Source organism: Bradyrhizobium sp. CER78 (genome assembly GCF_029846235.1).
Classification (GTDB): Bacteria; Pseudomonadota; Alphaproteobacteria; order Rhizobiales; family Xanthobacteraceae; genus Bradyrhizobium.
The window spans coordinates 336,511-358,599 of record NZ_JARVWP010000005.1 but is presented as its reverse complement, the minus strand read 5'-3'; the positions used below and the strand labels follow the sequence as shown (position 1 = coordinate 358,599).

Here is a 22,089-nt window from a genome sequence, read left to right as displayed (position 1 = left end):
AACAGGGAGTGCATCACATGGCCATTTCACGCCGTGACGTCTTGCTGGGCAGCGCCGGCGCACTGGGCGCCGCATCATTCTCCTTCCCGGCTCCCGCCATCGCACAATCGGAACCGATCAGGATCGGCTGCCTTGCAGCAATCACCGGGCCGAGCTCGGCGCCGACCGTCGGCTTCAACCGCGGCGTCAATTTCGCTGTCGACGCCATCAACGGCGCCGGCGGGGTCAAGGGCCGCAAGATCGAGCTGGTCATGCGCGACACCCAGGGCGATCCGACCAAGGCCGTGAACGCCACGCAGGAGCTGATCAGCCAGGCCAAGGTGCACGCGATCTGGGGGCCGCTGAATTCCGGCGAGGCGCTGGCGACGACGCCGATCATGGCGCGCGCCAAGATGCCGGACCTGCACCCCTGCGTTGTCGAGACCCTGATCGACCCGGTCAAGTACCCCAATGCGTTCCGCATCGCGCCGTCGAACAATCAATGGGACGACGCCGTGCGCAATTATTGCCTCAAGATCTTCAAGGTGAAGAAGGTCGCGGTGATCGGCGACACCACCGGCTACGGCGTCACCGCGGTCGGCGCCTCCGTTGCGGCTTTCAAGAAGGACGGCGCAGAGGTGGTCTATCAGGCCAATGTCGATGCCACGCAGCCCGACATGACGCCGGACATGCTGCGGGCCAAGAATGCTGGCGCCGAGGCGATCGTGGTGTGGAGCGTCTCGACGGGCATGGAGGCGCGCATGTTCAACACCCGCGCTGCGATGAACTGGGACGTTCCCTTCGTCGGCCACCCCTCGATGGCGTCGGGCGAACTTGCGAGCCTGGTCGCCAAGCCGGAGAACTGGAAGAAGGTCTACGCGATCGGCTACAAGAGCTGCAGCTATGACAGCGCCGGCAAACTGCCGCCGAAGAGCGAAGACCTGGTCGCGCGGCTGGCGAAGGCCAATGTCGCACTGAACGATACGCTGCTGTGGTGGGTCGCCGGCGGCATCGATTGCATCGAGCTGATCGCGAAGGCAGTCGCGGAAAGCGGCTCGACCGACAGCGCCGGGATCATCAAGTACTGGAATTCGCTGTCGACCTATCCCGGCTATTTCGGCAATTACCGCTTCTCGCCGACCGAGCATAACGGCTATCTGACCGAAGAGATCGTGATGTCGGAATCGAGCACCGCCAAGAACGGCACGTTCGCGCTGGCGCCGGGATACACATAAAAGGGCGAGGGCGCAGCCGATGCTGGCCTCGATTCTTGCATCCGGTCTCGCGGCGGGCGCGATCTACGCGCTGGTCGGCGTTACCTACAACACGATGTTCTCCACCTCGCGGGTGATGAGCTTCACCGCCGGCCAGCTTGCGATGCTCGGCGGCGTGTTCGGCTCGATGTTCACGTTGAAGCTCGGCCTGCCGATCGCTGTCGGCTTTGTGCTGACCTTGCTCTGCTGCGCGGTGATCGGGATCGTCACCGAATTCGTCGCGGTGCGGCCGGTGCTCAAGAGCCTCGACCAGCATCTCTATGTGCTCTCGACCTTGGCGGTCGCGCTGATGATCCAGCAGGTCACCGCGATCAAATGGGGCACCGAGCCGCAGCCGTTCCCGCGCATCGCGGGATTCGGCGAGGGCGTGCTGGATGAGAAGTTCTGGCTGCCGGTCGTTGCCTGCGCCGTCACCATCATCGGCCTCGAATATCTCTACCGCCGCACACTAGTCGGCCGCGCCTTCCTGGCCATTGCGGAGGACAATTTCGCGGCACGCGCGCTCGGCCTGCCCGAGCGCAATCTGCGCGTCGCAAGCTACGCGCTCGCCGGAATGGTCGGCGGCATCGCCGGATTTTCCGGCGGGCAGCTGCTGCTCGCCTTCTTCGCCAATGGCGCGCTGCTCAATTTCTACGGCTTCGTGCCGGTGGCGCTGGGCGGGCTCGGCAACAACCGCGGCGCGATCATCGGCGGGCTGGCGCTCGGTCTGTTCCAGCAGGCGGCGAACTTCCTGGTCGGCGGCATCTTCTCCTCGGTCGCGGTGTTCACGCTGTTCATCGTGGTGTTGCTCGCTGCTCCCCAAGGGCTGTTCGGCGCGTCGACCGCGCGGAGGGTGTGATGACCTCGGTCGCAGCCGTTCCGCCCCGAACCGACAGCGGCGCCTGGCGCGCCGCGCTGCCGCATATCCTGCCGTTCCTCGGCATTCTGGCGGCAGCGGTGCTGCTGCCGTTCGTCAGCAATGATTACTGGGTGCTGATCGGCACCCGGATGGCGATCTATTGGGTGCTGGTGTCCGGCCTCAATCTCGTGGTCGGCTTTGCCGGTCACCTCGCGATCGGCTATGTCGCGCTGCTGACGCTTGGCGCCTACACGACCAGCGTGCTGGTCGCCGGCAATGTGATGCCCGCCATCCCGGTGTTCGCCGCCCTGCCGGTCGCAGGCCTGATCGGCGCGATCTTCGGTGTGATCGTCGGCCTGCCCGCCTTGCGCCTGCGCACCTTCTACTTCGCCATGTCCACATTGGGTTTTGCGACCATCGTGACACAGATCGCGCTGGCCTGGCAGAGCGTGACCGGCGGCGGCATCGGCATTTCCGGGCCGGAATTCCCGGCGCCGTTCAACACGCCGTGGGGCTTCTACGCCCTCTGCATCGCGTTTGCCGCGTTCACCACCTGGATGAGCGCCAACGTCGCACGCAGCCGCTTCGGCCGCGCTTTGATCGCGGTGCGCGATGCCGAAGTCGCCGCCGAGGCCAGCGGCATCTCCAAGCCGAACATGCTGATCGCGATCTTCCTGTTCGCGGGTGCGCTGGCGGCGATCGCCGGCGGGTTGTTCGCGACGCTGCAAACCTACATCACGCCCGATGCCTTCACCTTCGATCTGTCGGTGCTGTTCTTCATCGCGATCCTGATCGGCGGCCGCGGTTCGATCCTCGGGCCGATGCTCGGCACCATCATTCTGACCATCCTGCCCGAGATCGCCGCGCCACTCGCTTCATGGTCGACGTTCCTCTACGCGGTGCTGCTGCTCCTGATCGTGCTGGTGATGCCCGGCGGCATTGCGGCGCTGCTCGATTTCCGCAACCGCCGTCCGCTCGCCAGCAACCGCGCCATTGTCCCGCGCCCGGCGGCGCTCGTCGACATCGTGCGCCGGCGCGACGGCGGCAAGACGCTGCAGCTGCGCGGCATCGCGCTGAGCTTCGGCAATGTGAAGGCGATCGACGGCCTCGATCTCGATGTCGCGCCCGGCCAGATCCATGGCCTGATCGGACCGAATGGCAGCGGCAAGACCACCACCTTGAACGTGATCTCGGGCTATTACGCCGCCAAGGCCGGCACCATGACGCTCGGGGACGAGACGCTGCCCGCGGGCCAGCCGGTCAGACGCGCGGCTTGCGGCATCGCGCGCACCTTCCAGACTCCGCGCGTGATCGGCGAAGCCTCGGTGCTGGAGAACGTTATGATCGGCGGCTCGATCGAGGGGAGGGCCAATTTCGTCGAGGCGATGCTCGCATTGCCGCGCAACGGCGCCGACGAGCGTGTGCTGGCCGCCAAGGCCCGGGCGCTGCTCGGCGTCGTCGGTCTCGAGGCACTCGCCGATGTGCGCGCCGACCGCCTGCAGCACAGCGAGTTGCGGTTCATCGAGATTGCACGCGCGCTGATGCTCGATCCGGATTTCCTGCTGCTCGACGAACCCGCGGCGGGCCTCTCCAACGACGAGATCGAGCGGCTCGCCAGCCTGATCAAGGCGGTCTGCGGCCGCGGCACCGGCGTGCTGCTGGTCGAACATCATGCCGATCTGATCTTCGACATCTGCCACCAGGTCACCGTGCTCAACCTGGGCCGCACCCTGGCGGCGGGAACGCCGGCGGAGATCCGCGTCCACAAGGAGGTCGTCAGTGCTTACCTCGGCGGCTGAACCTCTGCTCAAAGTGAGCGCGCTGGAGTCCGGCTACGGCAAGATCCGCGTGCTGCACGGCATCGACATGACGATCGCCGCCGGCGAGGTCGTGGCGCTGCTCGGTCCCAATGGTGCCGGCAAGACCACGCTGCTCCGTGCGATGTCGGGTCTGTTGCCCGTCACGGCCGGGCAGGTCCGGTTCGGCGGCCACGACATGACCAACGCCACGCCGCGCGATGCCGCGCGCGCCGGGCTGGTGCACGTGATCGAAGGCCATCGCGTGTTCACGCAGATCTCCGTGACCGACAATTTGCTGCTTGCCGGCTACGACCTGCCGCGCGCCGAACGTGCCGTGCGCGTCGAGGAGGCATTGTCATTCTTTCCCGAGATCGCCGAGAAACGGCATGAGCGCGGCGGCGCGCTGTCGGGCGGGCAGCAACAGATGCTGACGGTGGCGCAGGGGCTGGTCCGCCGTCCGCGGCTCCTGATGCTCGACGAGCCCTCGGCGGGATTGTCACCGGTGCTGGTCGATCGGGTCCTCAACGTCATCGGCCGGTTGCGCGAGCAGGGCACCTCCGTGCTGCTGGTCGAACAACTGCTCGAGAAGGCGTTGGCCTGTGCCGATCGGGTCTACGCGCTGGTCCAGGGTGCGATCGCGCTGGAGGCCGTGACCGGCGAGAGCGACCTCGCGCACCGGCTCGAGCGCGCCTATTTCGGCCATGAGAGTCACGCTCTCGCGTAGTGGAAGCGTTCCAACCTCTTCGGCCTAGCGGAAGTAGGTAAGGAACTCCGTCGAATCGATCGGCTTCGCAATGGAGGGCTTCTCGGTCCTTTCCGGATTCTCCTCCTTCACGACGTACATGTCGACGAGCTTCGCGCCGGAGAGATTGCGCTCCACCGTCGCGCCGGTATCCATGTTGATCGCTGACGCGCCGCAGTCATGGAAGACCACCGTACCGTAGTCCGGGAGCTGCAGCGGGGTTGGATTCCCCGGAGCGGCCGACCTCTCCATCACCCATTCCGCCGTTGCGCCGGGAATCTTGAAGGGCTGCCCCAGCTGAGTCAGCGGTGCGGTTTGAAAGAACTGCACGGAGCGACTGGTCGTAAGGTTCGCGATCACGAACGACACCCCGGTGCGATCCGGCGACACCTGCATGAGGCACATGATCAGATCGCCGGCATGAATCTTTGGCGACACAAGCATTATGGGATGCGCTTGGGCCGGGTCGCCCCTTACCCACCATTGCCACCACGCGAAGAACGATGTCGTCGGGCTGCCCGCGCCCGTGGCAGGGTCGATGTTCTGCGCGGTGCCAATTTGCGGCAGCGTCGATCTGTAATACTGACGTTGTCCATCAAGGCCGACCCATGTCGAACTGTGGTATGTCTCGGTCGCCCGGCCGCTCGCCGGCTGGGTTGGCGTCGGCACCTGAAACTTCCCCCAGACCGACGAGAATATCGTTCCATCCCGCGGCGTGATGTAGGCGCCGGACCAGTTGAGGCTGCTTTCCCGCTGCGGCGATTGATTGAAAGATCGGCGCCGGCCCGCCGTGACGGGGGAAAGCACTTGGAAATCGAAGGCCTCGAACGCCACCGTCGGGCTAAACATCTTCTGCCAGAATGCATACTCGGCCGGCTGAAGCGCCGGGTCCGGTCGTCTTGGAAAACCGAGCGCCCTCAGTTCGTCCTGCGACGCGACCAGGGTGCGAAATCCGGTGGGAGGAAGAACGCTGGTCGTCGAATTCTTGATGGCCCGCTTGAGGCCTTCGGCGTCGTATGTCGGGCTCCGCCCGTCCCGGATGCTCATTGCCATTCGCCTGCGGCAGCCGCGATTGCGCTATCAAACATCGGCACGGTGCCTGGAGTCAGAATGACAGTGTCCAGCAAATCGGCGATTCTGGCGCCGCCTTCCGAATCCTTCGGATAGTGCACGCCGGCAATCTCGCGGTTTCGGGCGATCGAATCCGCCAGGATCGACAGGTCGGATTTCCATACGGCCTGATCGGCCCCGGACATCGCCGTCGCGGCGAACGCCCGGAGCATGCAGTTCTTCATGAAATGCGCCTGGGTGGAATGTCCGCTCGGCCAGGATGCGTGGCCGGGGACCTGGATCGGCGGCAGCAATGCGGGACAGATCTGCGACGGCCGAGGCAAATCGTACCTGTCCTTGAAATACAATGCCGCAAAGGACCCAATCAAACTCGCGATATTCAACAGGCGCCAGGTTTGCGTATGCGAGCCTGGCCTGGCGGTCAGCACAGCCAGGAAATCCGTGAAAAATTCAACGTCCTGCGAAAGGATCAGGCCCATGGCATTCGGCCGTTCATCGCGCGCAGCGAGCACAAGGTTGTCTATTTGGGCGGTGTAGTTGGTAACCAGGTCGGTCCGAATCTGGATGAGGGTGGCGTCAGCATCGATGGTTGCGGCCCAGGTGGAGACGTTGGCGATGAACTGATGCAAGACACGCCACGCGTACCAGTCTGCAGACCATTGTCGGCTGCCAAAGTGCGCCGGCGGCGTCCGCCGCAGGCTGCCGAGCTCGTCTGTGCCCGAGGGGTCGAGCCGTGTGACGAACGGCAAGTCGACGCGGTCCGAAATAAACCAACCACCCCCTCCAACGTTGCCGGTATTTCCGGTATTGCCGGTGTTTCCGGTATTGCCCGTATTGCCCGTGTTACCTGTGTTGCCGGTCATTGACGTCTCTCCCTCATTCGGCAGTTGTCGTCAGCAATAGCAGTCAATCAGGAAGCCCCGCCGATCGCAGGTGGCCTAGCCAGGTTTTCAATGCATCGCCGCGAAACGGGCAGTGTGGTGCATAGGATGAAATGCGGAATCCGGGTTGGATTTCCAGGTAGCGGCGTGCAGCCTCCGCTGCTTCTTCACGACGGCCGAGGGCACCGAGCGTGACGATGAACAGGCGATGATTGAAGCGAATAAGTCCGTTGCGGTTCAGTGCGCCGCGCACCCACTCCAATGCCTGTTCATAGTCGCCATTCACGTAGTGAGCCTGGCCGAACAATCCCTCGTGCCAGAACGAGCGCGCATCGAGCGGCGAGAGCCGGACGCCCTGCTCACCCTGGCGCAGGGCGGCAGGGCCATCACCAAGAAAGCCGGATGTTGCGCTCGCCATGGTCCAGGCCATGGCTGAACTCGGGCCGGCGGCAATAGCTCGGTCGAGAGCGATCCTTGCGCTTTGAAAGTCATGCAGCAAAAACGACTGGACGTGACCATACACCGCCAACGCGAACGCATCGTCACCGCCTCGATCGATAGCCTCCTTGGCATATCTGGCACCGGCGATGACATCACCCTCGGGATCCGGCGATCCGATTTCCCCGATCCGGAACACATACCACAGCGCGACGTAGGAATAGGCCAACGCAAAATTAGGGTCGTATGAAATGGCTTGCTCGAGCAGGCCACGCGCCTTGGAAAAGGAATCGTAGTCCATCCGGTACAGCAAATCGAGCGCCTGCAACACGAGATCGTAGGCGGTCAGGTTCTGCGGATGCTTGCGCATCGATCGCATGAGTTCGCGCTCGCGAACCTGCGGCGCGATTTGTCTTACGACATTGATGGCGATCCGATCCTGAAGCGCAAACAACTCGCGAAGGTCGCCTTCGTGCAAATCCGAACGAATGACTTCGCCCGACTCGGCGTCGCTGAGTTCGGTCACGATACGGACCGAGGTCATCGTCCTCTGCACGCCTCCGTAGAGGACGTAGCGAACTCCGAGCTGACGCCCGATCTCACGCACGTCGATATTGCGGCCGCCAAAGCCAAGGCTGGACCCGCGTGAGACGACAAAGAGCTCCTTGAGCCCGGCAAGGCCGCGAATGATGTCGTCAACGATACCATCCGCGAAGTAGCCCTCGTCCGGAGTGGTCAGGTTCATCCGGAACGGCAGAACTGCAATCGAGGGGCGAGGTTCGGAGCCCACCAAGGCCTCGCCGACAAGCTTGGCGGGTTGCATGGATGGGTGGAGTGCATACACGCGGACGGGGCGGCCCATATTGCGAAGGTGCAGATCGCCAAGATCAATCACGCTGACGCCGAAATCCTGGCCGATCTGCTCCGCGACGGCGCCCGAAACGACAATGCCGCCGGCTGGCGCATAATTCTGCAGGCGTGCCGCAATATTCACGCCCTCGCCATAGACGTCGTCTTCTTCAACGATGATGTCCGCAGCATTCAATCCTATGCGAAAGCTGATGCGCTCGTCGGCGGGCATCCCTGCCGTATTCAGCGCGACCTTTTCCTGCAAGGAGAGCGCACATCGCGTTGCATCGTGCGCGGTATCGAATGTTGCAAGGAAGCCGTCGCCGGTATTCTTGACGATCCTTCCGTTCTGCGCCGTGACGCCCGGATCGAGTACTTGCGACCGCAATTGCATCAGCCGGGTATGGGTGTTTTCCTCGTGCGCCTCCATCAAGCGCGTATATCCGACCACGTCTGCCGCGAGGATTGCCGCAAGACGTCGGCGAACTTCCGGGACCGATGGGGTCATCATCATATTATTGATACTTCTGCAAAATTTTACTGATACGCGACTAAAATCCGGCACAAGCAACAAGACACCAATGCGAAAACAATATCGTCATCAAGATCATAAAGGAAGGCTTCATCCGGCAGGGTGTGCAGAGTGTGCCAACCGAACCGGTTGGTACAGCACAGTGTTTGCAATCTCTGCGAGAGTGTTCGTGGATGCGCAATCGCGATACTCCAACGGGCGGAACGGTGCGGGCCAAGCAGGCATTCGCGCCTTGCGGATGCAACGCAGATGCGTCCATTGACTTCATGGCCGGATCATCTCGCGGCGAAAACTCGTCACCATTGATCCGCGTCAATGCAGGAAACGGTGTTCTCGTTTCTTGCCGACAATGATCGGCAAGTTTGGCTGGGAGCGTGGCGTTACCGCTGGGGCGATCATCATCGTCGCGTCCGGCGCTGCCAGTCGTTCGATGGAGGGCGATCGGAATTCCCGCGGGCAACGGAAGGTCAGCTGAGATGGCGAAGGCGTTCGACATTGCGCGCAAGTCTGCCGCGTCCGGCCTGACTGTCTATGAATTGCTTCACACAATACGGACCCTTGATTGAGCGAATTTGACGCGGTCTGGTGGAATACCCGCCCCTGAAGCCACCTAGTCGGTCCATGGGGCTTGACCGTCGCCGGTCGCGGGCTGAAACAGGTATTCGTCCTCTGACCCCGGCAACGAAGACCCCCATGCGACTTTCCTTCTACGGCTGGATCATCGTCGCGGTGACCTTCGTCACCATGGCGATCGGCGTCAACGCACGCACGGCGTTCTCGCTGTTCTATCCGCCGATCATCTCCGAGTTCGGCTGGGAGCGCGGCGTCACAGCCGGCGCATTCTCGTTCGGGTTTGTCGCCTCCGCGATCGCGAGCCCGCTGATCGGACGGTTGATGGACCGCCGCGGTCCGCGCGCGGTGATGGAGCTCGGCGTGCTGCTGATGGGCTCGGGCCTGCTGCTGGCGCCGCTGACCACGCAGCCCTGGCATCTCTATCTCACCATCGGCGTGCTGGTCGGCTCGGGCAGCGTCTGCCTCGGTTATTCCGGGCAATCGCTGTTCGTGCCGAACTGGTTCATCCGCCGCCGCGGGCTGGCGATCGGACTCGCCTTTGCCGGCGTCGGCATCGGCTCGGTGACGCTGCTGCCATGGGTGCAGCACATGATCGAGCACACCGGCTGGCGCACCGCCTGCACCGCGATGGGGATCGTGGTGCTGGTCGTGCTCGCGCCGATCAACCTGCTGCTGCACAAGCGGCCGGAGGACATCGGCTTGCGGCCGGACGGCGATGCCGCGCCGACCGCGACGTCGGCCAGGCCGGCATCGAACGTCGTCGATCCGGAGTGGGCCGGCACCGATTGGACGCTGCCGCGTGCGCTGCGCACCGCGCGGTTCTGGTGGATCGCGATCGGCTATTTCTGCGGCCTGTACATCTGGTACGCGGTGCAGGTGCACCAGACCAAATTCCTGCTCGACATCGGCTTCAGCTCCAATGTCGGCGTCTGGGCGCTTGGCGTCGTCAGCCTGCTCGGCATTCCCGGCCAGATCTGGCTCGGGCATTTGTCCGATCGCATCGGCCGTGAATGGGTGTGGGCGATCTCGTGTTTCGGCTTCGTGATCTGCTTTGCCGCGCTGGCAGCGCTGAAATACTGGCCGAGCATGGCGCTGATCTATCTCATGGTCTTCACGCAGGGCGCGCTCGGCTACGGCCTGACTTCGGTGATGGGACCGGTGGTGCTCGAGATCTTCCAGGGCAAGCATTACGGCAGCATCTTCGGCACCGTGATGCTGGCCGCGCTCGCCGGCGGCGCCGCAGGCCCGTGGATCACGGGACAGCTCTATGATATCTCGGGCAGCTATACCAGCGCGTTCCTGCTCGGCATTGCCGTCAGCCTGCTGTCGGCGCTCGCGATCTGGCAGGCTTCGCCCCGCAAGGTCCGTGCCGTCGCCGGGCAAATGCACAAGGTCGCCAGCGCGGCCTAAAGCATGATCCGGAAAAGTGCGAAGCGGTTTTCCGAAAAGATCATGCTTAGACAACGAGCTAAAGCCCGATGATGATCAATCCAATCTCATCGCGCTTTAAGAGATCAGGCAGATGACACGCCGATCGCCCGCCGCAGATCGGTGATCGCGCGCAGGCAGCTGTCGGCGGGTGTGGTCTCCGGATCGATCAGGCGGTGCAGGCGGAAGCCGTCTTCCAGCGCCAGCACGATCGCGCCGGTCCAGTCCGGATTGAGTCTGGCGTTCCTGCCGCTGTTCTTCTGCGCGGTCTCGACGATGTCCGCGATTAGCTTGCGCCGCGCGCGCAAACGCTTGGCGAGTTCGGGGCGGCGCTTCTCGGCGCGCGCCACGAACAGGATCATCTCCATATGCAGCAGAGGCGAGCGCCCGAGCGGATCCTGCCGGCTGCGATCCACGGTGCGCAGTGCCTCCAGGAAGTCGGCGAGGTCGCTGTGCTTGGCGAGCAGATCGAGATTACGCCGGATCGATTGCTCGACGTGATCCTCGAGCATCGCGAAGATCAGCTCGTCCTTGCTCTTGAAGTTCGAATAGAAGGCGCCGCGGCTAAAGCCGGCCGCGGCCGCGATCGCCTCGATGCTGGCGCCGCCGATGCCCTGTTCCTCGAACACCCGCGCCGCCGCTTCGAACAGCTTTTCGCAGGTGTCGTCCCGTGTCGGTCTGGTTCGAACCCTTGACATCGGCGCATTTTAGGGCAGAATGCAACTCGATACAAGAGTGTATCGAGTTGCAAAACCAGAACAGCCGCACATTTTGTGGTGCGGTCTTGAGGATGACACCAAGGCGCACCACGCTACATGCACTGGTGCAGCGAGCGAACGAGGTCACCATGAACGAGCAAGTTCAGCCGGCCAGCGGCGATCCGCTTTTCAATCCACTGGCACCCGAATTCATTCGCAATCCCTATCCGTATTACGAGCGGCTGCGCCGCCTCGACCCGATGCATGTCAACGCGCATGGCGCCTTCGTCGCCAGCCGCCACGCGGAGGCGAGCCTCGTGCTGCGCGACAAGCGGTTCGGCAAGGATTACGTCGAGCGCTCGATCCGTCGCTACGGCCCCAAGATCATGGACGAGCCGGTGATCCGCAGCATGAGCCACTGGATGCTGCAGCAGGATCCGCCGGATCACACAAGGCTGCGCGGCCTCGTCGTGAAAGCGTTCACTGCGCGCCGGGTCGAGGACATGCGTCCGCGCATCCAGCACGTCGTCGACGAGACGCTCGACCGCATCATTCCGCAGGGGAAGATGGACCTGATCGAGGACTTCGCGTTCCGCCTGCCGGTGACCATCATCTGCGACATGCTCGGCATCCCGGAGGAGCATCGCGAGGCCTTCTACAACGGCTCGCGCGACGGCGGCCGCCTGCTCGAGCCGGTGCCGCTCTCGGCGGAGGAAATCAAGCAGGGCAATGCCGGCAATGCGATGGCCGCGATGTACTTCCACCAGCTGTTCGAGCTGCGCCGCAAGCAACCCGGTGACGACCTCACCACGCAGCTGGTGCAGGCCGAGGAGAACGGCCAGAAGCTGACCAACGAGGAACTGACCGCCAACATCATCCTGCTGTTCGGCGCCGGTCATGAGACGACCGTGAACCTGATCGGCAACGGCCTGCTCGCGCTGTTCCGCAACCCGGACCAGCTCGCGCTGCTGAAGGCCAATCCGGGCCTGATCACCAACGCGATCGAGGAGTTCCTGCGTTACGATTCCTCGGTGCAGCTGACCGGCCGCGTCGCGCTGGAGGATATCGAGGATCTCGGCGGCAAGCGCATCCCGAAGGGCGAAAGCGTGCTGTGCCTGCTCGGCTCGGCCAATCACGACGAGGCGGTCTATCCCGACCATCCCGAAAAGCTCGACATCCAGCGGCCGAACGTGAAGCCGCTGTCGTTTGGCGGCGGCATCCATTTCTGCCTCGGCGCCCAGCTGGCGCGGATCGAGGCCGAGATCGCGATCTCGACGCTGCTGCGCCGGATCCCCGACCTGCGGCTGGATGACGCGGAAAATCCGGAGTGGCGGCCGACCTTCGTGCTGCGCGGGCTGAAGCGGCTCCCCGCGAGCTGGTGACATCCAGGATCAGCGGCAGGGCGGCGATCCCTGCCGCTGCGGCCGGCGCGCACGCACGCTTGAACGGAAATCCACGTTCCAGTTGACGTCGCAGCGGTAAAGCCGCTGTGACTTCGCCATACTTGTCTCTATATTTGGGTTGCTCCGGCCAAGGGTTGGCAAAGGGTTCAGCATAAGGAGGCTGCCGCGGAGCGGGCTCAAAGGGAGACACCGTGCAGACGACGCTGCTCGGCCTGGCAATCGCCTTCATTCTGGCACTGGTCGCTGCGCTGGTCGGTCCGTATTTCGTAGACTGGAACCAGTTCAGGCCGCAGTTCGAAGCGGAGGCGTCCAAGATCATCGGCGCGCCGGTTCGCGTCGCCGGCAATCTCGACGCGCGCCTGCTGCCCGCGCCCTCGCTGCGGTTGAAAACCGTCACCGTCGGCGGCGCCAACGACATGGGCAAGGTCCGGGCCGCCAATCTCGACGTCGAGTTCAGCCTGAGCTCCCTGATGCGCGGCGAAGTGCGCGCCAACGAGCTCACCATCAATGGCCTGTCGCTCGATCTCGGGCTCGACCCGAAGGGGCGTATCGACTGGTCGCCATCGAGCGGGACCTTCAATCTGGCGTCGCTGGCGATCGACCGTCTCAATCTGACCGGCCGCGTCGCGCTGCACGATGCCGCGAGCCGCAGCACGCTCGAGCTGAACGACATTGCCTTCAGCGGCGATGTCCGCTCGCTGGCCGGCGCGATCCGCGGCGACGGCAATTTCATGTTCGACGGCAACCGCTACCCGTTTCGGATCTCGTCGGGGCAAAGCGCCGATGGCAGCGGCACCCGCCTGCACTTCAACATCGATCCCGGTCAGCGGCCGGTGTCGGCCGATCTCGACGGCATCCTGACCTTCGAAGCCCGCGCGCCGCGGTTCGAGGGCACCGTGACGCTGGCGGGCACGCCGGGCCAGCGCGGCGGCAACGACATGCCGTCCTGGCGGATCGCCGCCAAGGTCAAGTCGGACTATTCGGCGGCACGTCTCGACCAGGTCGAGGTGAGCTATGGCGCCGAGGACCGCGCACTGAAGCTCGCGGGCAATGGCGATCTGCGGTTCGGCACGTCGCCGCTGCTGCGCGCCTCACTCACGGCGCGGCAGCTCGATGGCGACAGGTTCGCGGCCAAAGACGGCGGCAAGGACAGCGGCAACGGCAATGTCGAGCCGGTGCGCGTGCTGCCGGCCATGCGCGCGGTGTTGTCGGGTCTTCCGCAAAGCCCGATACCGGTGCAGGTCGAGTTCACGTCCGAGCAGGTCATGCTCGGCGGCCGTCCGTTACAGGACATCTCGGCCGAGCTGCAATCGGATGCGAAATCATGGACCGTGCGCCGGCTGGAGTTTCGCGCGCCGGGATCCACGCGGGTCTCGATGAGCGGCGCCAGCGCGCAAGCCGGGGTCGCGAACAGCTTCAAGACCGCGCTCAACATCGAATCGTCCGATCCCGATACGCTGATGACCTGGCTGCAAGGGCGGGGCGACATCGCCTACCGCAGCCAGAAGCCGTTGCGGTTGCGCGGCGACGTCACGGTGTCACCATCAGGCTTTTCGATCGACGCCATGAAGGCGGAGATCGAGGGCGGCGCGCTCGAGGGCCGCATCGCAGTCGCGCATCGCGAGGTGACGAGCGGATCGAAGGTCGAGGCACAGTTGAAGGCGGAACGGCTCGATCTCGATGCGACCGCGGCCTTCATCCGCTCGCTGGCTGGTCCGCAAGCCGAATGGCCTGACGAGGCGCAGCTGTCGCTCGACGTCGGTCGCGCAATCTCCTCGGGGCAGGAATTGCGGCCGCTGCTGGCGAAGATCGCCTACAGCCCGAAGAGCATCGGGCTCGAGCGCGTGAAGATCGGTCAGCCCGACAACGTCACGCTGGATGGCAGCGGCAATTTCGACCGTGCCAATTCCACCGGCAAGCTCGCGGTCGACGCGACCGCCGCCTCGCTCGCCCGGCTGACCGCCGTCGTTCAGCCCTTTGCGCCGGCGCTTGCCGCGCGGCTCGGCGTGCTGCGCGCGGATGCCGGTCCGGTCCGCGCCAAGCTTGCACTCGACCTCGGCAAGGGCAAGATCGCGGATCGCGTCAGCGCGCGCGCGACGCTGGATCTCGATACGCCGCAGCTCAAGGGCAACACGGTGATCTCGGCGACGCCGCCGGTCGCTGCGATCCGCGCGCTGGATTTCGACGAACTTCGCCGCAGCGACGTGACAGCCGAAGCGAAATTCTCGGCCGGTGAGGGCAATGCGCTGCTGGCGCTGCTTGGGCTCGACCATGCGGTCGCAGCCGGCGCGGGCGCTACGCAGTTCGAGGGCACCGTGGCCGGTGCGTGGCACGCGCCGCTGCGGTTGAAGGCGAGGCTCTGGGGCGCGGGGCTTGACGCGGATGCGGAAGGGACTGCCGAACCGTGGACCAAGGACGGCGCCAGCGAGAGCAAATCGAGCGTCAGCCTCCGCGTCCGCAGCGCCGACATCAGTCCGCTGCTCAATCTGAAATCATCCGATTCCGCCGCGAACATCCGCCTGTCGTCGAAGCTGACGCTCGCGGGCGACAAGCTGACCTTCGACGATCTCGACAGCATCGTCGCCGGTTCGCGGCTACGCGGCCGCCTGGCGCTGACGCTCGGCGATCAGAAAAGCGTCGACGGTGAAGTCGGCCTCGACCAGATCTCGCTCGCGCCGATCTTCGTTGCTGCGATCGGCGCGGCTGGGCACGATGCGACGGAGCCGCTCGGCCAGGGGCTGACGAGCGCCTGGCGCGGCAAGGTGACGTTCGAAGCGCTGCACGGACTGCTGCCGGGCGGCGTCGAACTGCAGCCGGTCAGCGGCACCATCAGGTCGGACGGGCAGTCGCTGACCTTCGACGGCATCAAGGGCAAGATCGGCGGTGGCGAGGCGATCGCCTCCATCGACGCGCGACAGGGCGTCAATGGACTCGCGCTGAATGCCAATGTGCAGCTGTCGGGCGTCGACGCTTCAGCCTTGCGCTACCGTAGTCTGGCGATGCCCAAGGGACGTGCCGCGATGCAGATGACGTTGTTGACGCAGGGCCGCAGCGCGTCGGCGTTGATCGGCGCGTTGTCCGGCAGCGGCGCCGTGACGCTCGAGGGGCTGAACCTTCCTGGCCTCGATCCGCGCGCGTTCGACGTCGCGATCCGCGCCAGCGATTCCGGGCAGGCGACCGACGATACGCGGTTGAGGCAGATCGTCGAACCGGCGCTCGCAGCAGGTCCGCTGTCGGTCGCCTCGGCGCAAATTCCCTTCAACATCCGCGACGGCCGCATCCGGGTCGGCGCCACCACGCTCGCGGCTGATGGTGCCAACGTCATCCTGTCCGGCGGCTACGATATTCCGGCCGACCAGGCCGACATCCGCGCCGCACTGGCATCGACGCAGGTCGGCACCGCAAACAGCCGTCCGGAAATCCAGCTGCTCGCCGTGGGCACGCCCGACGGATTGTCGCGCAGCATCGACATTGCGGCGTTGTCGTCGTGGCTCGCGGTGCGCGCGATCGACCGGGAGACCAAGCGGCTCGATGCGATCGAACGCGGCGAGCCCACGCCGCCGCCGACCCCGGCGGCCCTTCCGCCCCCCGCCGCGCCGGCGCCTGATGGGGCCAACTCGAATTCGGCCGGAGTGCCTTCCGCCACCTTGCCGGCGCCCGGCCCCGATCCGCGCCGCGTGCCGCCGAAGCCGAAGATCGTTGCGCCGCGGCCGCCGGCTGTCCCGCCGGTCGCCGCCGCGCCCGTCATTGCGCCGCCTGCGCCGGTTGTAAGCCAGCCGCAGCTGGCGCCGTTGCCGCCGCCGATCGAGGTCAAGCCGGTGCCCGGCGCGGCCAGGTCGAGACCGCTGCGACCGCCATTGTCGCTGACGCCACAGGTCGCCAATCCGCCGCCGCGACCGGCGATGCAGAACTAGAAACGCGCTTTCAAGCGAAGTAGGCGCCGGTTCGTTTGAAGAAACGCGTCAAACGACGCGCCGGCTCACGATTGGTGCTGGAGAATATTGATCAGCCGGCCGAAGGGATCGCGGACGAAGAAGCGCCGCACGCCCCAGGGCTCGTTTGCCGGTCCGTATTCGATCGCGATGCGGGCTGCCTTCATTCGGCGCAGGGCCTCGTCGAGGTCGTCGACCTCGATCGAGAGATCAGGCACCGGCGTGCCGGAGCCACCTTCGGAAGCGAAGCTGATCTGAACCTGCATCGTTTCGGATGAGCCGTAAGTCGCAACCCAACCGAAATCCATCAGCGGCTCGAGGCCAAGGATGTCCCGATAGAACGACCGCGCTGCCGCGATGTCAGATGCGGCAACGTTCGCGACAATGCGGTTGACCTTCATGCTGAAGTCCGCGCCGTGGAACGACCGTCTGTTGCAGCGACGGTCGGTGAGGGCCGTCAGGCCTGCTGGCGCGTGTCGACCTGCTGGGGCCTGACATCCGTCGGCACCGCCGGAGTGGCGCGCGAGCGGAAATAGTCGAGCACGAAAAGCCGGATAGCTGAGGACAAATTGCCCTGCTGACGGTTGCTGTCGATCTCGCCGACCAATTCAGACAGCGTCATGTTCCGCAAACCGGAAATCTCCTTCATGCCGTTCCAGAAGGCTTCCTCGAGGCTGACGCTGGTCTTGTGACCGGCAACGACGATCGAACGCTTGACGACGGGAGACTTCATGATGCGTCTCCACTGTCGATACGCTTCGGGTCCAGGAGGTGCTGATCGAGCGCACGCGCGCTGCGCTCGCCGAGAAATTCGTCACGCGCTCGTTCAGATTTGGTGCGACCGAATAGCGCACGATTGGCTTCGGCCTGCTTCGCTGCTTGTTCGCGCTCACCGCGCTTCTTGAATCGTTTCAAGTTGACCACGTCGCCCATGCTCGTCGTCCTCATCGTCCCCAAAGCGGAATTGGTGATGCATCGTGACGAAAGCAAGAGCGATCGCGCTGCGCGCCCGGCTCGATACCCATCCCGAATCCCCGTTTGATGCTTGTGATAGCATCAAAGAATCCGTTTCGCTCTGCGAAAACTAGACGTCTGTACCATGCGCCGGCGCAGAGCTGATAGGCAGCTCGCCTTAGTCTTTAGGCGTTATGATCCATAATTATATCACGCGCGCTGACCGTAATTATCCGGACATTGCGCGTCGTCCGCTCAGCCGGGGTGTGTCATTTTGTCCGGCTGCACGAGGCGATCAAATTCATCCGCGGACACAAATCCGAGCCGCAAAGCCTCTTCCTTCAACGTCGTTCCGTGCGCATGCGCGGACTTCGCGACCTTCGCCGCGTTGTCGTAGCCGATCTTCGGCGCGAGCGCGGTCACCAGCATCAGCGAGCGCTGCATCAGCTCGTTGATGCGCTTTTCGTCGGCGCGTATGCCGACAACGCAATGCTCAGTAAATGAGCGGACAACATCAGACAGCAACTGAATGGAATTTATCATACAATATGCCAACACGGGCTTGTACACGTTGAGCTCGAAATGGCCCTGGCTGCCGGCGACGGTGATCGTGGTCTGATTGCCGAACACCTGGCAGCAGACCATGGTCATGGCTTCGCACTGGGTCGGATTGACCTTGCCCGGCATGATCGAGGAGCCCGGCTCGTTCTCGGGCAGGATCAACTCGCCGAGACCGGAGCGCGGGCCCGAGCCGAGGAAGCGAATGTCGTTGGCGATCTTGAACAGGCCGGTCGCCACCGAATTGATCGCGCCATGCACCAGCACATAGGCGTCGTTGGAAGCCAGCGCCTCGAACTTGTTCGCGGCACTCGTGAACGGCAGCTTGGTAATCGCGGCGACATGCTTGGCGAAGGCGCTGGCGAATTCCGGCTTCGAGTTGAGGCCGGTGCCAACAGCAGTGCCGCCTTGCGCGAGCGGAAACAGCTCCTTCACGGCGGTGTGCAGCCGCGCGATGCCGCTCTCGACCTGCGCGGCGTAGCCGGAGAATTCCTGGCCGAGCGTCAGCGGTGTCGCGTCCTGGGTGTGCGTGCGTCCGATCTTCACGATCTTGGCGAACGCCTCCTGCTTCTGGTGCAACGCTTGATGCAACTCGGTGAGGGCGGGGATCAGGTCGGCGATGATGCGGTCCGCTGCAGCGATGTGCATCGCAGTCGGAAACGAGTCGTTCGACGACTGGCTCATGTTGACGTGATCGTTCGGATGGATCGGCTGCTTGGCGCCGAGCTCGCCGCCGAGCATCTGGTTGGCGCGGTTGGCGATCACCTCGTTCACGTTCATGTTGGTCTGCGTGCCCGAGCCGGTCTGATACACGACCAGCGGAAAATGATCGTCGAGCTTGCCCTCGATCACTTCCCTGGCGGCGCTGATGATGGCGTCGGCGCGGCGTGCATCGAGCTGGCCGAGTTCGCGATTGGTCTCGGCCGCCGCGAGCTTGACGATGGCGAGTGCATGAATGATCGCGATCGGCATCCGGTCGTGGCCGATCTTGAAATTCTGCCGCGAGCGCTCGGTCTGCGCGCCCCAGTAGCGATCGGCGGCGACGTCGATCGGACCGAAGCTGTCGGTCTCGCTACGGGTGGCGGCGTTGGATGGTGTCGTCGATTGAGCCATGAATGCTCTCCGTTGCGTCATCAGCACGTGATCCGGCATGGTGCCGGCTGTCCGCCGCGGCAACGCCAAAGCGGCCGCGCGAAGACACGTTCATGCAAAAGATAGTCCGGGATGACGATCTGTCATCCCGCTCCTGCGCGCATCCTACAAGGTCGAGGATCGATCTGCGTTTAGATTATTTCTTGCGGAAGCGGTCCAGCCGCACGACCTCGGCGCCTTCGCTGGGCTTCGCGGGCTCCTGCTCGGTCTCGGCCGTTTCGGGCTCGACCGCCGCCCGGGCAGCCGGTGCGGGGAGGGGTGCGGCCGGTGCCGTCGCGGGAGGAGCTTCCTCCGACAGTGCGTCCGAGACGTCGAACCGCAGGTCGAACGGTGCCGACGGATCGAGGAAACGCGTCACGGCGGCGAACGGCACGTTGAGCCGCTCGGGAATCCCGCCGAACGACAGGCCGACCTCGAAGCGGTCCTCGGTCACCACCAGATCCCAGAACTGGTGCTGCAGGATGATGGTCATCTCCTCCGGATACTGCGCGAGCAGCCGCGGCGACAGCTTCACGCCGTCGCCGTGCGAGAGGAAGGTGATGTAGAAATGATGCTCACCCGGCAGGCCATGTTCGGCCGCGTCCGACAGGACCCGGCGCAGCACCCCGCGCAGCGCGTCGCGCGCCAGCACGTCATATCGGATGTGATCGGTCGCCATGGTGATCCTGTCGCTTCGAAAATAGCCGGTGAGGCTCGCCGGATGATCCGACTCGCCCGCTTTGGCCCCATGCTACCTCGCCGGGAGCCGGAAATCAGCAGGGCTGGCAGCTGAAATAGGGGGCGGACGCCCGATCGGAAATAAAGTGGAGGCTTCTGTTGCCAGGTGCCTCCGAACCCCGCCTAACGGAGCTTAACCCGTTAGGACTTTAAGATGGTCTTTCAAACTGCGTTACGCAGCCTGAGCAACCGGAGCAAAGTTGTCGTTGGCAACTATTGCATTGGCCCGATGTCGGCGGAACCATACCGAGAAAAAACACGCCCTTTACGCCCTCGTCGATCCTATTTCGCCCCCGCCAAAAGCCACCGAAGGGTGGTCCCAAGATGGGTTTTGGTGGAGGCGCCGGGTACCGCCCCCGGGTCCGAATGGTTTATTGCGACGGTCATTTATTTCCATAGCCGGCGAACCGGCACCCCCAATATAGCGGCAAAGCGATAGAAAAACAGAGCCGATTCAGACCCTTTCTGCTGTGAAAACACGCCGATTTGGGTTGGCCGGCATCCTGACGCCGTTCTAGATTTTGGCCATGCCCCCGGAATCCCCGCCGGTTGCCGCCCCGGCGCCGGATGCCTCCGCACCGTCGCCACCCCTGCAGCCCGGCCTGCTCGAGCTGTTCCTGGCCTTTGCCAAGATGTCGCTGGCCGGCTTTGGCGGGGTCCTGGTCTGGGCCCGGCGGGGGATCGTCGAACAGCACCGCTGGATGACGGCGGAGGAGTTCAACGAGACCTTCGCGCTGTGCCATTTCCTGCCAGGTCCGAACATCGTCAACCTGTCGGTCGTTTTCGGCTCGCGCTTTCGCGGCATCGCGGGTGGGCTGGCGGCCTTTGCCGGGCTGGTCGGGCCGCCGATGGTGATCGCAACCATCCTTGCCGCGCTCTACGCCCGCTATGGCGACATCGACGTGCTGCGCCGGACGCTTGCCGGCGTGGCCTGTGCCGCGGTCGGGCTGCTGTTCGCCGTCGTCCTCAAGATGATGCTGCCGCTCCTGAAGCGGCGTGATGTCACAGGCCTCGTCATCCTGGCCGCGGTTTTCGTCGCGATCGGGCTGATCCGATGGCCGCTGCAGATCGTGCTGCTGGTGGCGATCCCGCTCAGCCTCGCGATCACGATCCTGACCCGCCGCATGGTGAAGGCATGAACTCGGAGTCCAACCCGATCGCGGCGCTGCTCTGGACCTTCGGCCTGATGTCGCTGTTTGCGGTCGGCGGCGCCAATTCGGCGATCCCCGAAATGCATCGCGCTGCCGTCGACGTGCATCACTGGCTGACCGACAAGCAGTTCGCCGACGTATTCGCGATCTCGCAGCTCTCGCCGGGACCGAACGTGCTGATTGTGACGCTGATAGGCTATTCTGTCGCAGGCGTTGCCGGAGCACTGGCTGCGACGGTTGCGATGTGCGGACCGACCGCGCTGCTTGCCTATTATGTCAGCCGTTTCCTCGATCGTTCGCGCGATGCGCGCTGGCCGGCGATCATCCAGGCGGCATTGGTTCCGCTGTCGATCGGCCTGATGGCCGCCTCGGGCCTGATCGTGGCACAGACATCAGACCAAAGTTGGATCGCGGTCCTGATCACCATTGTCGCAGCCGCGCTTGCCTTTGCGACGCGGATCAATCCTTTGTGGATGTTGCTTGCCGGAGGTCTCTTGGGTTTTGCTGGCGTTGTCTGACGAAAATCGCTAGCAAGGCTTTCGGTCAACGCACCACAAGCCAAGCCATTCAATCAATACGGGCGGGACAGCCCTGACGGGGGGAAGCGAAGTCATGAGCGATACGCCGAGCGAGGCGCCGGTCAAATCGATCTTGCCGAAATGGGTGCGCGGCCCGCAGGACTTTGTCGGCGGGCTCGCCATGGTGGCGGTTGCGCTGTTTGCCTTGTGGGCCTCCAGCGATTTGCAGGGTATGCACGGATTTTCGTTCGGCGCCGGAACCGCGCCGCGCATGTTCGCCGTGCTGCTGCTGTTGCTCGGCGGCGCTGTCGCGCTGATGGGAGTTCTGAAGGACGGTCCGCACATCGCGGCGTATTCCTGGCGCGGCCCGTTGTTCGTGTCAGCGGCAATCGTGTTTTTCGCATTGGCGATCCGCCCGCTCGGGCTCGTCGTCTCCGCCTTTGCCGCCTTTCTGATCGCGGCGATGGGCTCGCACGAGACGAGATGGATCGAAGCCATCATCGTCGGCGCCTGCCTGACACTCGGCTGCGCGCTTCTGTTTCCTTATGTGCTGGGACTTCCGATGCCGATGTTCCCGCGTTTCCTGATTCAGTGAGGGCGTG

At 64.2% G+C, this 22,089-nt stretch carries 19 protein-coding genes and 1 other RNA gene; 10 read left to right on the top strand and 10 right to left on the bottom strand.

Going from position 1 to position 22,089, the window contains the following annotated elements; translation table 11 throughout:
• Positions 1-17: 17 nt before the first annotated feature.
• Genes QDT69_RS13320 through QDT69_RS13305 form a run of 4 tightly spaced genes read left to right on the top strand, consistent with a single transcriptional unit; the run spans position 18 to position 4,614 of the window.
• Positions 18-1,214 carry an ABC transporter substrate-binding protein gene (locus QDT69_RS13320; protein ID WP_279706980.1) on the top strand — a complete coding sequence of 399 codons (1,197 nt, stop codon included), beginning with the start codon at positions 18-20 and terminating at the stop codon, positions 1,212-1,214.
• Between the two features lie 19 nt (positions 1,215-1,233).
• The gene (locus QDT69_RS13315) at positions 1,234-2,091 is read left to right on the top strand and encodes a branched-chain amino acid ABC transporter permease (RefSeq protein WP_279706979.1); all 858 of its coding nucleotides are present in this window, start codon (positions 1,234-1,236) and stop codon (positions 2,089-2,091) included.
• A complete protein-coding gene (locus tag QDT69_RS13310; protein ID WP_279706978.1) occupies positions 2,091-3,890 on the top strand; it encodes a branched-chain amino acid ABC transporter ATP-binding protein/permease in 1,800 nt (599 codons plus the stop codon). Before QDT69_RS13315 ends, QDT69_RS13310 begins: the two co-directional genes overlap by 1 nt.
• Complete coding sequence (locus QDT69_RS13305; RefSeq protein WP_279706977.1) at positions 3,871-4,614, top strand: ABC transporter ATP-binding protein; 744 nt, start codon at positions 3,871-3,873, stop codon at positions 4,612-4,614. The genes QDT69_RS13310 and QDT69_RS13305 overlap by 20 nt, the downstream gene beginning before the upstream one ends.
• 24 nt (positions 4,615-4,638) lie before the next feature.
• On the opposite strand, the gene QDT69_RS13300 is transcribed toward QDT69_RS13305, so the two are convergent.
• From QDT69_RS13300 to QDT69_RS13290, 3 genes are read right to left on the bottom strand one after another with little or no spacing between them, the layout of a single operon-like run.
• Positions 4,639-5,679, bottom strand: coding sequence for a G1 family glutamic endopeptidase (locus QDT69_RS13300; RefSeq protein WP_279706975.1), 1,041 nt, complete (start codon positions 5,677-5,679; stop codon positions 4,639-4,641).
• On the bottom strand, positions 5,676-6,566 hold the full coding sequence (locus QDT69_RS13295; protein ID WP_279706974.1) for a hypothetical protein: 891 nt from the start codon (positions 6,564-6,566) through the stop codon (positions 5,676-5,678). The genes QDT69_RS13300 and QDT69_RS13295 overlap by 4 nt, the downstream gene beginning before the upstream one ends.
• A gap of 43 nt (positions 6,567-6,609) precedes the next feature.
• Complete coding sequence (locus tag QDT69_RS13290) at positions 6,610-8,385, bottom strand: adenylate/guanylate cyclase domain-containing protein (RefSeq protein WP_279706973.1); 1,776 nt, start codon at positions 8,383-8,385, stop codon at positions 6,610-6,612.
• 711 nt (positions 8,386-9,096) lie between these two features.
• Here QDT69_RS13290 and QDT69_RS13285 point away from each other — a divergent pair.
• Positions 9,097-10,386, top strand: coding sequence for an MFS transporter (locus QDT69_RS13285; RefSeq protein ID WP_279706972.1), 1,290 nt, complete (start codon positions 9,097-9,099; stop codon positions 10,384-10,386).
• Positions 10,387-10,490: 104 nt separating this feature from the next.
• Here QDT69_RS13285 and QDT69_RS13280 read toward each other — a convergent pair whose 3' ends face one another.
• Entirely contained in the window at positions 10,491-11,102 is a 612-nt protein-coding gene (locus QDT69_RS13280; protein WP_279706971.1) for a TetR/AcrR family transcriptional regulator, read from the bottom strand.
• Positions 11,103-11,251: 149 nt separating this feature from the next.
• Between QDT69_RS13280 and QDT69_RS13275 the strand changes: the two genes are divergently transcribed.
• Entirely contained in the window at positions 11,252-12,484 is a 1,233-nt protein-coding gene (locus QDT69_RS13275) for a cytochrome P450 (protein ID WP_050421122.1), read from the top strand.
• Between the two features lie 212 nt (positions 12,485-12,696).
• Positions 12,697-16,419: an AsmA family protein gene (locus tag QDT69_RS13270; RefSeq protein WP_279706970.1), complete on the top strand. Its 3,723-nt coding sequence runs from the start codon at positions 12,697-12,699 to the stop codon at positions 16,417-16,419.
• A 65-nt stretch (positions 16,420-16,484) separates the two neighbouring features.
• On the opposite strand, the gene QDT69_RS13265 is transcribed toward QDT69_RS13270, so the two are convergent.
• The 6 genes from QDT69_RS13265 to ssrA form a co-directional block, all read right to left on the bottom strand.
• On the bottom strand, positions 16,485-16,838 hold the full coding sequence (locus QDT69_RS13265) for a VOC family protein (protein ID WP_279706969.1): 354 nt from the start codon (positions 16,836-16,838) through the stop codon (positions 16,485-16,487).
• 56 nt (positions 16,839-16,894) lie between these two features.
• A complete protein-coding gene (locus QDT69_RS13260; protein ID WP_021077181.1) occupies positions 16,895-17,170 on the bottom strand; it encodes a ribbon-helix-helix domain-containing protein in 276 nt (91 codons plus the stop codon).
• Positions 17,167-17,370 carry a DUF4169 family protein gene (locus tag QDT69_RS13255; RefSeq protein ID WP_074128041.1) on the bottom strand — a complete coding sequence of 68 codons (204 nt, stop codon included), beginning with the start codon at positions 17,368-17,370 and terminating at the stop codon, positions 17,167-17,169. Before QDT69_RS13255 ends, QDT69_RS13260 begins: the two co-directional genes overlap by 4 nt.
• A 276-nt stretch (positions 17,371-17,646) precedes the next feature.
• On the bottom strand, positions 17,647-19,062 hold the full coding sequence (gene fumC / locus QDT69_RS13250) for a class II fumarate hydratase (RefSeq protein WP_279706968.1): 1,416 nt from the start codon (positions 19,060-19,062) through the stop codon (positions 17,647-17,649).
• Positions 19,063-19,237: 175 nt separating this feature from the next.
• On the bottom strand, positions 19,238-19,759 hold the full coding sequence (locus QDT69_RS13245; RefSeq protein ID WP_279706967.1) for a ClpXP protease specificity-enhancing factor SspB: 522 nt from the start codon (positions 19,757-19,759) through the stop codon (positions 19,238-19,240).
• A 144-nt stretch (positions 19,760-19,903) separates the two neighbouring features.
• Positions 19,904-20,269: a transfer-messenger RNA gene (gene ssrA, locus QDT69_RS13240) on the bottom strand.
• A gap of 76 nt (positions 20,270-20,345) precedes the next feature.
• Here ssrA and QDT69_RS13235 point away from each other — a divergent pair.
• The 3 genes from QDT69_RS13235 (at position 20,346) to QDT69_RS13225 (ending at position 22,082) form a co-directional block, all read left to right on the top strand.
• Positions 20,346-20,957: a chromate transporter gene (locus tag QDT69_RS13235; RefSeq protein ID WP_279706966.1), complete on the top strand. Its 612-nt coding sequence runs from the start codon at positions 20,346-20,348 to the stop codon at positions 20,955-20,957.
• Positions 20,954-21,487 (top strand): chromate transporter, encoded by a 534-nt coding sequence (locus QDT69_RS13230; protein WP_279706965.1) that lies wholly within the window; start codon positions 20,954-20,956, stop codon positions 21,485-21,487. Before QDT69_RS13235 ends, QDT69_RS13230 begins: the two co-directional genes overlap by 4 nt.
• Positions 21,488-21,581: 94 nt before the next feature.
• Positions 21,582-22,082: a tripartite tricarboxylate transporter TctB family protein gene (locus QDT69_RS13225; protein ID WP_279706964.1), complete on the top strand. Its 501-nt coding sequence runs from the start codon at positions 21,582-21,584 to the stop codon at positions 22,080-22,082.
• Positions 22,083-22,089: the final 7 nt, after the last annotated feature.